The organism is Anaeromyxobacter sp. PSR-1, assembly GCF_000964525.1.
Classification (GTDB): Bacteria; Myxococcota; Myxococcia; order Myxococcales; family Anaeromyxobacteraceae; genus Anaeromyxobacter.
Window position 1 is genome coordinate 1 of record NZ_BAZG01000188.1, and the last position, 8,711, is coordinate 8,711.

The following is an 8,711-nucleotide window of genomic DNA, read 5'->3' on the forward strand; positions in this document are numbered from 1 at the left end:
CGCCGGCAGCTCGTCGCGCGCGAGCGGGGGCGGGGTGGCGCGGATGGGCGGCGGGCGCGGCGGCGCCGGGGCCGCCTCGGGCGCCGGAGCCGGCTGCTCCGGCAGGCCGAGCGGCTCGTCCGCGTCCGGCGGCTCGACGAGGCGGACCGGCGCCGCGGGGGCACCGAGCGGATCCTGGGCGGTCACCGCGGCGTTCCGCGGGTAGGCGACGTCGAAGGCGAGCGCGGCCTCGAGCGAGGCGTCGCCGCCGTCGGGGGGCGACCCCCGGCCCGGCTCGCGCGCCAGCACCGGGGGCGCCGGCGTGACGGTAGGTGAAGCGGCCGCCCGCGGCCTGGAGGCCGCGCGCGGCGGGAGGTCGAACGTCGCGGTCGGCTCGAGGTCCGGCGGGGCCTCCGCCCTCGGAGGCTCGTCCGCCAGCGGCCGGTAGGGCTCGGTCACCTCGTCCGCGCCGGCGGCGCGCGCGGGCGCGTCCTCGGCTGCCGGGGCGGCGCCGTCCTCGCGCACGCCGCGCTTCGCCTGCTCCAGCCAGCCGCGCACGCGGGCGTCCGCCGGCTGCAGCTCCACCGCGCGCAGGAGCACCGGCAGCGCCTCGCGGAAGAGCCCCTTCGCGACCAGCGCCTCGCCCACGAGGTTGTACGCGTACGGGCTGCCCGGATCGACCGCGATGGCGATCTCGAACTGATCGTTCGCGCCCTTCGTGTCACCCGACTCGAGGAGCGCCCGTCCCCAGATCACGCGACCCAGGATGGAGGACGGGTGGTGCTCGAGGCCCTGACGGCAGATCTCGATGGCGCGCGCGTGCTGCCCGCGCTCCAGCAGCGCGCGGGCGAGCTCGACGAAGATGCGCGACCGGGGGTCGGCCGCGAGGATCTGCTCGTACTTCTCGAGGATGGTGGCCATGTGGCGGGGAAGGGCGCGAGCCTATCACGCAAGGTCGCGACTCCAGCGCCGCGCGGGAAGGCCGCAGTCGCGGGATGTCGTCCCGTGTGGCGCGGGGTGCCGATGGGTGCGTGGACCGGCGCGCGCGTCGCTGTGCGTGACGCGAGCGGTCTGCAAGCCCCGCGCGTGGTGAGCCGGTCGCGCCGACCGTCAGTCCCACCAGAAGAACCACGCGGGCGCGTCCTTCAGCTCGGCCGCGAGGTTCAGCAGGGTCTGCGTGCCCTGGTGCACGATGTCGTCGCAGTAGAGGCACTGCTCGCGCGCGAGCGCCTCCGCGCCGGCGCGATCCTCGGGCGGGCGCGGCACCCAGCACTCCACCACGTCGCCGGCCACCGCGTAGATCTCCGAGCCGTGGCGCTCGTGCCAGTGGCGGTGCAGCGCGACGTGCTCCTCGGTCGCCGGGCACGCGTTCCACGCGCCGTAGTTCAGGTACGCGGGGATCTCGTACGCGTGCGGGGTCGGGATCCGCGCCAGGTACACGACGGGATACGGGCGATCGGTGGTGATGGCGCGGTGCGCGCCGAGCTGGTGGCCGCGCGACGGCGTCGCGGGCCACTCGCCCTGCGGGACGAAGAGGCCGCTCTCGTCCTCGGCCGGTGGATCCTCGGCGAAGTCCTGCTCCAGCTCGCGCAGCCGCCGGTCGAGCACCTCGCGCGCGGTGAGCCCGGCCGCGGCGCGCAGCGTGGCGGCCACGTCGGCGCCCGCGAGCCCCTCCCGCGCGGACTCCACCTGCTCGCGCGGGCCGAGCAGCACCGGGCAGGCGCCCTCCGGCCGCCACAGCTCGCGCAGGCGCAGCCACTCCTGCACCGCGTCGCGGCCCGGGACGGCGACGAGCGGGTAGGGGAACGCCGGGAGCTCCGGCTCCGGTGCCGCGCCCTCGGGCTCCGCGTCCGGCGCGCCGCGCCCCAGCCATCGCCTCCAGAAGGACATGCCGTCTTATTGCACGGAGCGCGAAGGCCGGGGAAGCACGCGCTCTCGCGCGACCCTCGGTTGCGTGCTGGACGGGGCCCGCCTGCTCCGGAAGTCAACCGATCAGTTGACAACCACATGGTTGAATACTAGCCTTCCTCCATGGCGCCGAGCGACCCGCTCACGATGACCTTCTCCGCCCTCGCCGACCCGACGCGGCGGCACATCCTCGCCCGGCTCGCCGCGGGCGACGCGCCGGTCAAGGAGCTGGCCGCGTCGTACGACATGAGCCTCGCCGCGGTCTCCAAGCACCTGAAGGTCCTCGAGGAGGCCGGCCTGATCTCCCGGAGCCGGGAGGCGCAGCGGCGCCCGTGCCACCTCGAGGCGGCGCCGCTCGGCACGGTCGCGGAGTGGCTCGAGGACTACCGCGCGTTCTGGGAGCGAAGCTTCGAGAGCCTCGGCGCGTACGTGAAGACGCTGCAGGTGGCCGGTGCCCCGCGGCGCCCGCGGAGGCCCGGCAGGCCGAGGCGCGGAGGCGGCCGATGACCGTCCGGATCGACGTCGGCTCGACCCGCGAGCCGGTGATCGCCATGACCCACGTGCTCGACGCGCCCCGCGAGCTGGTGTGGCTCGCGTTCACCACCCCCGAGCACGTCGTGCGCTGGTACGGCGGCGCCGGGTTCACCAACCCGGTCTGCGAGATGGACGTCCGCGCCGGCGGCCGCTGGCGCCACGTGATGCGGACGCCCGACGGCGTCGATCACGAGTACGAGTTCGTCTTCGTCGAGGTGGTCCCGCCGGAGCGGCTGGTCTGGAGGGCCGAGCGAGGGGATCCCGGAAAGCCCCTCCCGGTCAACGCCCTCACGCTCGAGGATCTCGGGCGCCGGACGCGCATCGTCTTCGAGGCGCGGTTCGCCACGTTCGCCGAGCGCGCGCTCGCGGCGCGCTGGGGGTTCGCGGAGGTCCTGCGCCAGGGCGCCGAGCGGTTGCGGACCGTGGTCGCGTCGATCGGGTGAGGAACGGTCCCGCACGGCGGGACGCACGGAGGCTGCACATGCGCAGGCTGATCGTGTTCAACCAGCTGTCCGTCGACGGCCACCTCTCGGATCCGCACGGGGACATGTCGTGGGCCAAGGAGGACGCCGACGAGGAGTTCGACCGGTTCACGGCGGCGCGGGCGCGGGCGGGCGGCGTGCTCCTCTTCGGGCGCATCACCTATCAGCTGATGGAGAGCTACTGGCCCACGCCGGACGCCGCGCGCGCCCTCCCGGAGGTCGCGCGCCACATGAACCGGCTCCCGAAGGTGGTCTTCTCGCGGACGCTGGCGGAGGCGCGGTGGCAGAACACCACGCTCGTCAGGGACGATCCGGTGGCCGCGGTCCGGCGCATGAAGGCCCGGCCCGGCCCGGGCATGGCGATCCTCGGGAGCGGAACCCTGGTGTCGCAGCTGGCCGATGCCGGCCTCGTGGACGCGTACGAGCTGATCCTCAACCCGGTCGCGCTCGGCGCCGGTCGCTCGATCTTCGAGGGGATCCACCGCCGCCTGAAGCTGCGGCTGACGGAGTCGCGGGCCTTCGCGAACGGCAAGATCTTCGTCTGCTACGCGCCCGCGTAGCGTCCCTCGAGCACCGCCCAACGGGAAGACGGCGGAGGCCCGTGGCCCCCGCCGTCGGTGCTGCCCGCGATGCGCGCCGGCTAGAACGGAATGTCGTCCGGCCCACCGCCGCCGCCGCCCCCACCACCGCCGAAGCCGGGACCAGGGCCGGCATCCGGCTCCTCGAAGCCGCCGGGAGGACCGTCGTCGGGGCCGTGCTGGCGGCCGGGGCCGCCGGCGCCGCGGCCGGCGCCGCCGCCACCGCCCAGGAACCGGACGGTCTCGGCGACCACCTTCACCTTCGAGCGCTCCTGGCCGGACTGCTTGTCCTGCCACTTGTCGGTCTTGAGGCGGCCCTCGACGTAGACCTGGCGCCCCTTCGCCAGGTACTCACCGCACTGCTCGGCCTGCTTCCCCCAGACCTCGACGTCGTGCCACTCCGTCTCCTCCTTGCGCTGCCCGGACTGCTTGTCGGTCCAGGAGCGGGAGGTGGCGATGCGGAGGTTCGCGACCGCCTGGCCGCCGGACGTGTACCGGACCTCCGGATCCTTCCCGAGGTTCCCGACGAGGATGACCCTGTTCACCATGGCGTCGCTCTCCCTCTGCGTGGCCTGCGCTCAGGGCGCAGGCTGCGGTTGTGAAGGCAGGAAGGTATCCCACCCCCCTGACATCGGCGACGCCCGGCGGTCGGCCTACCGCCCGGAGGCCGGCACCACCGCGCCGCCCACGGGCACCGGCACCGGCACCAGCACGGGCGCGGCGCGGACCGCCTCGGCGGCGCGGCGGGCCTCCTCGAGCCGCGGGCCGAGCGCGCGCGCGTAGGCGCCGAGCTCGTCCTGCCGGCCCGCGAGCGCGGCGAGCGCGGGCGGGAACGGGTGCTCGCGCTCGTCGCTGCGCGCCAGCCCGGCGCCGAGCGCGCCGACGGCGGCGTCGGCGTCGGAGGCGCGCGCGGCCCGGAGCGCCTGGACCAGCTCGTCGGGCGCGGACGCGGCCACGCCGGCGAGCGCCTCGGCGAGGCGGGCCGCGAGCCCGCCGTCGAGCGCGGCGGCGGGCGCGAGCTCGACCAGCTTCGCGAGCGCCTCGGGGACGCCCTCGCCGGCGAGCTCGGCGATCGACGGGACGACCGGCGGCGGCTCCTCGGTCCCCATGGCCGACCAGAGCCGGCCGAGCACGCCCGCGTCGGGCGTGACCTGGTCGAGGAAGCTGCGCCGCGCCGCCTCGCCCTCGGGGTCGGACAGGTACACCGCCTCGGCGATGGCGAGCCGGAGCGCGGGGTCGGCCTCGGCGCGGAGCGCGCCGCGCAGGAACGGCTCGTTGCGCGGATCGCCGGTGCGCGCGAGCGCGTAGTACGGCTGGGCCGAGCGCGCCAGGTCGGTGGTCGCGGCGACGGCCACCACCGCGGCCGGCCCGGGCTCCTTGCCCTGCGCCACCGCCGCCTCGAGGCCCGCCGGCGGCCCGCCGCTCGCGGCGAGCGCGGCGCCGAGCGCGTCCACCGCGCGGCGCACGCCGGCGGAGCGGCCGGGGTAGTCGTTCACCAGCACCGCGAACGCGAGCGTCCGGTGCGCGCCGTCCTCCACGTAGCCGGAGAGGCTGGTGACGTTCTCGAGCGTGCCGGTCTTGGCGCGGAGCCGGCCGGCGGCCTCGGTGCCCTCCATCCGCCAGCGGATGGTGCCGTCGCGGCCGGCCACCGGCAGCGAGGCCAGGTACTCGGGCTGGATCGGGAACCGCCCGTACATGGCGCGGAGCAGCGTCACGAGCTGCCGGGCGCTGAAGCGGTTCGTGTCGTTGAGGCCCGAGCCGTTCTTCATCACGTACGTGCCGCGCGGCACGCCCGCCTCGGCCAGGAACTCCTCCACCACCTGCACGCCCTTCGGCCAGGTCCCGGGCGCGCCCTTCACCTCGGCCCCGAGCGTCTTCAGGAGCTGCTCGGCGACGAAGTTGTTCGAGGTCTTGTTGAGCCGGCGGACGATCTCGCCGAGCGGGTCGGACTGGGCCACCAGCACCAGCCGCGCGCCCTCCGGCGTCGCCCCGGCGCGCACCTTCCCCACCTTCACCCCGCGCAGCTCGAGCAGCCGCGCCAGCGTGTGGCCGAGGTAGAGCGCCGGGTCCTCGATGCGGCGCCACTGCGGCTGCGTCCGGCTGCCGAGCGGCACGCGCCCCTTCACCACGATCCGCTGCCTGCCGCCGCGCGCGACCGACTCGATGATCACGCGCCTGGGCGAGCCGGCGCGCACCGTGGTGGTGCGGTTCTCGATCTCGAGGTAGTCGCTGGCCGGCTCCAGCTCCACGCGGCCGCGCGCGCCGCGGCGGTCGCCGGGGCCGACGTGCACCGCCACCGCGTTGAAGTTGAGCGACAGCGCGCCGGCGGGCGCGAGGTAGGCGCGGTCGCCCTCCTCCTGGTCGTAGCCTGGCCCGGTCCGCTCGCCGTCGAAGAAGCCCTCGTCCACCACCAGCTCGCCGATGCGCTTCACGCCGAGGTGCTGGAGGTCGCCGGCCATCGCCCAGAGCCGCTCGGTCACGATCGACGGGTCGCCCTTGCCGCGCACGTAGAGCGCCCGCGCCGCGCCGCCCTTCGGCTCGACCAGGAACTCGGTGGCGAAGCGGTACTCGGGGCCGAGCCGGTCCAGCGCCGCGGCGCTCGTCACCAGCTTCACGTTGGAGGCGGGGTTGAGCAGGACGTCGGGGTCGCGCGCGTAGATCACCTCGCCCGTGTCCACCGCCGAGACGAGGATCCCCACCCGCGCGCCGGAGAGCGGCGAGCCGTCCACGATGGCGGCGAACGCCCGGGCCGCCTCGCGGGGGGGCGGGTCGGCGGCGAGCGCGGCGGGCGGGAGCAGCGCGACGGCGAGCGCCCCGGCGAGCAGGGCGGGGAGGGCGGGCAGGGAGGAGATGGGGCGGGTCGAGGAGGGGAGCACGTTGGGCCGCATTATCGGATGGGCGGGCGGTGGACGCGCAGGCGAGCGCGCGCCCAGGTGAACGCCCGGGCGGGCGTGGGGTATTTCGGGGCCGCGTTGACGGGAGGGTCCCCCGCTCGCTAGGTATGACGATGTGAGCGAGGGACGCGCGGAAGGCCTGGACGGGCGCACGCGCGAGGCGCTGGAGCGCTTCGAGCGGTTCCTGCATCAGCGGGACCTCCGGCTCACCGAGGCCCGCGCCGCCATCGTCGAGGCCGCCCTGGCGCGCCAGGGGCACTACCCCATCGACGAGCTGATCGCGGACCTGAAGCAGCGCGGGATCCGCGGGTCCAAGGCCACCGTGTACCGGACCCTGCCGCTCCTCGCCGAGGCGGGCATCCTCGAGCCGGCCATCGTGGCGGGCGACGCCCGCAGCTACGAGACCACCTTCGGGCGACAGCACCACGACCACCTGGTCTGCTCCCGCTGCGGGAAGGTGGTCGAGTTCGAGTTCGAGGCGTTCGAGATCCTGCAGCGCGAGGTGGCCGCCCGGTACGGGTTCCGGCTCGAGGCGCACCACCACGAGCTGGTGGGCACCTGCCCGGACTGCCAGGCGCGCGAGGCGCCGCGGGGCTGAGGGTGGGGAGCCCGTCCGCGCACGGCCCGGCGGCCCGATGACCCGGCGCATGGCGCTGGTCGGGACGCTCGCGTTCCTCGCGGTCGCCCCGGCGACGGTCGCCGGCGTCGTCCCGTGGTGGATCGCGGGGTGGCGGATGCGGCCGCCGCTGTTCACCGGGGCGCGCGTCCTGGGCGCGATCCTGGCCGCCGCCGGGATCGCCGCGGTGCTCGAGTCGTTCGCGCGGTTCGCGATCCGCGGCCTCGGCACGCCGGCGCCGGTCCTCCCGCCCCGGCGGCTCGTCGTGAGCGGGCTGTACCGGTACGTCCGGAACCCCATGTACGTCGCGGTCCTCTCGGTGATCGCCGGGCAGGCGCTGCTCCTCGGCGAGCTGCGCGTGCTCGGCTACGGAGCGCTCGTCTGGCTGGCGTTCCACCGGTTCGTGGTCGGGTACGAGGAGCCCAGGCTGAGGAAGACGTTCGGCGCCGAGTACGACGCGTTCCGGGAGCGCGTGCCGCGCTGGATCCCGCGCCCGCCGCGCGGGCGAGCGTGAGGCTGCACGCCGCGTCGGAAGGGGGCCAGGAATTTCCCGACGTCGCCCGGCCTTTCCCTACACGAACGATGGCCGCGGGTGCGGGCCACCTTTGCCGGGGGAGCACGACGTGACCGAGTCCAGCGAGATCAACCAGGGGAGCGAGCTGCTCCTCGGCCGCCAGGCCCCGGCCATCGACCGGAGCCCGGGCCGCGGCGGCGAGCACGAGGAGTTCCCGCTCGACCTGCAGCCGACGACCCTCGCCGCGCTGTGCCGCGGCGCGGTCGACGACGTCGGGGCCCGGTTCCCCGACCGCGTCGTCGACTACGCGCCGGACGCCGAGCACGACGGCTCGGGGGAGTGGGATCCGCGGCGGGTCGCGTACGCCGTGACGATCCTCCTCGAGGACGCGCTCAAGCGGACGCGGGCGGAGGAGCGCGTCTCGCTCCGCTGGCGAGCGCACGACGACGTCGTGGTGGTGCGCGTCCAGTTCGCGCGCCCGATCGACCGCGGCGACACGTTCGTCACGTACTTCGAGCGCGGCGTGAGGCCCGACGGCGCCGACGACCGGGTCGGCACGCTCCGGATCGCGGCCGCGCGCAAGATCATGCTGCAGCACCGCGGCGAGCTCGCGCGCATCCGGACGCGGGCGGGGACGACCTACGTGGCGACCCTGCCGCGCCGGGCCGCGGACGTGGTGACGGACGTGCTGCCGGACGGCGACGTGCCCTGACCGGGCGCTCACCCCGCCCGCAGCAGCAGCCGCCGCACCTCGGCCGCGTGCGCGAGGCGCGCCGCCACCCGCTCCGCGAGCGCGTCGCGCTGCCGCTCGACCGCCGCGGCCGTCTCGCCGAGCAGGCGCCCGGCCAGCCGGTCGAGCGCCCGCTGGGCCGGCCGGTCGAGCATGGCGCGCAGGTCGGTGGTGACGGGGTCGCGGGCCAGCGCGGCGCGCAGCGCGGCGAGCTCCGCAGCCTCGGCGCGGATCGCGTCCGCCGGCGGGAACGGCGCGGCGGCGAGCACGCGGCAGTCCACGTCGGCGATGGCCTGCGCCCCGGTGAGCTGGCGCGCGCCCTCGTCCACCGCGAGCCGGACGGGCGTGGCGGCGAGCAGGAGCGCGAGCTGCCAGGCGGGCGGCGCGCCGGGGCGCGGGAACAGCGCGTGCCACTTCTTGTCCTCCCACAGCCCCGCCTCGTTCAGGAACGCGAACGCCCGCGCGCCCACCTTGGC

10 protein-coding genes and 1 pseudogene are annotated in these 8,711 nt (G+C 75.9%); 6 read left to right on the forward strand and 5 right to left on the reverse strand.

Going from position 1 to position 8,711, the window contains the following annotated elements:
* Window positions 1-900, reverse strand: a 900-nt coding sequence (locus PSR1_RS19500) for a tetratricopeptide repeat protein (RefSeq protein ID WP_152643388.1), incomplete at its 3' end; no start/stop codon positions are given.
* A 189-nt stretch (window positions 901-1,089) separates the two neighbouring features.
* Entirely contained in the window at window positions 1,090-1,869 is a 780-nt protein-coding gene (locus PSR1_RS19505; RefSeq protein ID WP_059439085.1) for a DUF4253 domain-containing protein, read from the reverse strand.
* Between the two features lie 141 nt (window positions 1,870-2,010).
* On the opposite strand from PSR1_RS19505, the gene PSR1_RS19510 reads away from it, so the two are divergent.
* Genes PSR1_RS19510 through PSR1_RS19520 form a run of 3 tightly spaced genes read left to right on the forward strand, consistent with a single transcriptional unit; the run spans window position 2,011 to window position 3,463 of the window.
* Complete coding sequence (locus PSR1_RS19510; RefSeq protein ID WP_059439086.1) at window positions 2,011-2,394, forward strand: helix-turn-helix transcriptional regulator; 384 nt, start codon at window positions 2,011-2,013, stop codon at window positions 2,392-2,394.
* Window positions 2,391-2,864 (forward strand): SRPBCC domain-containing protein, encoded by a 474-nt coding sequence (locus tag PSR1_RS19515; protein ID WP_059439087.1) that lies wholly within the window; start codon window positions 2,391-2,393, stop codon window positions 2,862-2,864. The genes PSR1_RS19510 and PSR1_RS19515 overlap by 4 nt, the downstream gene beginning before the upstream one ends.
* 38 nt (window positions 2,865-2,902) lie before the next feature.
* Window positions 2,903-3,463 (forward strand): dihydrofolate reductase family protein, encoded by a 561-nt coding sequence (locus tag PSR1_RS19520; protein ID WP_059439088.1) that lies wholly within the window; start codon window positions 2,903-2,905, stop codon window positions 3,461-3,463.
* Between the two features lie 80 nt (window positions 3,464-3,543).
* On the opposite strand, the gene PSR1_RS19525 is transcribed toward PSR1_RS19520, so the two are convergent.
* Complete coding sequence (locus PSR1_RS19525; RefSeq protein ID WP_059439089.1) at window positions 3,544-4,029, reverse strand: single-stranded DNA-binding protein; 486 nt, start codon at window positions 4,027-4,029, stop codon at window positions 3,544-3,546.
* A gap of 105 nt (window positions 4,030-4,134) precedes the next feature.
* On the reverse strand, window positions 4,135-6,357 hold the full coding sequence (dacB, locus tag PSR1_RS19530; RefSeq protein ID WP_237758159.1) for a D-alanyl-D-alanine carboxypeptidase/D-alanyl-D-alanine-endopeptidase: 2,223 nt from the start codon (window positions 6,355-6,357) through the stop codon (window positions 4,135-4,137).
* Between the two features lie 133 nt (window positions 6,358-6,490).
* On the opposite strand from dacB, the gene PSR1_RS19535 reads away from it, so the two are divergent.
* From PSR1_RS19535 to PSR1_RS19545, 3 genes are all read left to right on the forward strand, one after another.
* Window positions 6,491-6,973, forward strand: coding sequence for a Fur family transcriptional regulator (locus tag PSR1_RS19535; RefSeq protein WP_059439091.1), 483 nt, complete (start codon window positions 6,491-6,493; stop codon window positions 6,971-6,973).
* A 49-nt stretch (window positions 6,974-7,022) separates the two neighbouring features.
* The gene (locus PSR1_RS19540; RefSeq protein WP_082100310.1) at window positions 7,023-7,505 is read left to right on the forward strand and encodes an isoprenylcysteine carboxylmethyltransferase family protein; all 483 of its coding nucleotides are present in this window, start codon (window positions 7,023-7,025) and stop codon (window positions 7,503-7,505) included.
* 109 nt (window positions 7,506-7,614) lie between these two features.
* Window positions 7,615-8,217: an ATP-binding protein gene (locus tag PSR1_RS19545; RefSeq protein WP_059439093.1), complete on the forward strand. Its 603-nt coding sequence runs from the start codon at window positions 7,615-7,617 to the stop codon at window positions 8,215-8,217.
* An 8-nt stretch (window positions 8,218-8,225) separates the two neighbouring features.
* Here the strand turns inward: PSR1_RS19545 and PSR1_RS19550 are convergent.
* Window positions 8,226-8,711 (reverse strand): annotated as a pseudogene (locus PSR1_RS19550) (type VI secretion system protein); the annotation flags it as partial.

What these genes read in the sequence shown, in the direction of transcription:
- PSR1_RS19505 (WP_059439085.1), bottom strand. Translation starts at nt 1,869, where the DNA reads ATGTCCTTCTGGAGGCGATGGCTGGGGCGCGGCGCGCCGGACGCGGAG.
- PSR1_RS19510 (WP_059439086.1), top strand. Translation starts at nt 2,011, where the DNA reads ATGGCGCCGAGCGACCCGCTCACGATGACCTTCTCCGCCCTCGCCGAC.
- PSR1_RS19515 (WP_059439087.1), top strand. Translation starts at nt 2,391, where the DNA reads ATGACCGTCCGGATCGACGTCGGCTCGACCCGCGAGCCGGTGATCGCC.
- PSR1_RS19520 (WP_059439088.1), top strand. Translation starts at nt 2,903, where the DNA reads ATGCGCAGGCTGATCGTGTTCAACCAGCTGTCCGTCGACGGCCACCTC.
- PSR1_RS19525 (WP_059439089.1), bottom strand. Translation starts at nt 4,029, where the DNA reads ATGGTGAACAGGGTCATCCTCGTCGGGAACCTCGGGAAGGATCCGGAG.
- PSR1_RS19540 (WP_082100310.1), top strand. Translation starts at nt 7,023, where the DNA reads ATGGCGCTGGTCGGGACGCTCGCGTTCCTCGCGGTCGCCCCGGCGACG.